The sequence below is a fragment of the Mesorhizobium sp. M0243 genome (assembly GCF_040321775.1).
Taxonomy (GTDB): domain Bacteria; phylum Pseudomonadota; class Alphaproteobacteria; order Rhizobiales; family Rhizobiaceae; genus Mesorhizobium.
This window is the reverse complement of the sequence record NZ_JAMYSF010000082.1, coordinates 1-805: the sequence shown is the minus strand read 5'-3', so window position 1 is coordinate 805 and position 805 is coordinate 1. Positions and strand designations below refer to the sequence as shown.

General features: G+C 61.0%; 1 pseudogene. It reads left to right on the top strand.

Annotated features, from left to right (window positions below):
- A pseudogene (locus tag NKJ11_RS33715) lies at positions 1 to 577 on the top strand (IS630 family transposase); the annotation flags it as partial.
- Positions 578 to 805 lie beyond the last annotated feature (228 nt).

The window sequence follows — 805 nt, the reverse complement described above, 5'->3', positions numbered from 1 at the left end:
GCGGTGATCGAAGGTCAGGACGACATCACACTGGTCGAGTTGGCTGAATTTCTCAGGGCGGAGCATGCGGTCGTGTTCGCGCCGAGCACGATCTGGCGCTTTCTCGACCGTCACTCGATGACCTTCAAAAAAAACAGCGCACGCCAGCGAGCAGGATCGGCCCGACGTGCTCGCGCGGCGACGCGCCTGGTTCAAGGCCCAGCCTGATCTCGATCCCGAACGGTTGGTCTTTATCGACGAGACCGGCGCATCGACGAAGATGGCTCGCCTGCGTGGACGGGCAAAGCGGGGCATGCGGTGCCGATCTCCGATCCCGCACGGGCACTGGAAAACGACTACTTTTACAGGCGCATTGCGCCTGACGGGCATGACTGCGCCGATGGTCCTCGACGGACCGATGACGGGTGAATGGTTCGCCGCTTATGCCGAGCATGTATTGGCGCCTACGCTTCGAGTTGGTGACATCGTCATCCTCGACAACCTGCCCGCTCACAAAGTCGCCGCCGCCCGCCAAGCGATCGAAGCGGCCGGCGCGCGAATGCTCTTCCTACCGCCTTACAGCCCCGACTTTAACCCGTGTATGGATGGCTCCTGCGGGTCAAGGGTATCGGATCGGGTTTGGTGAACAGGTCGGTTGCGGCCATGTATACGGCGTCTGAATGTGCAACGGGATCGCTGCGCGCCCTGATGAATATCCGCTTGGAGAACAGGTCCCACTCAATCGAGCGCGCTCGAGGCGCTTCGGATTAATCGGGGTGTCCTGGTTCTTCGTCTCCGTTTGTTCGCCATCACCTCACTTTGCCCT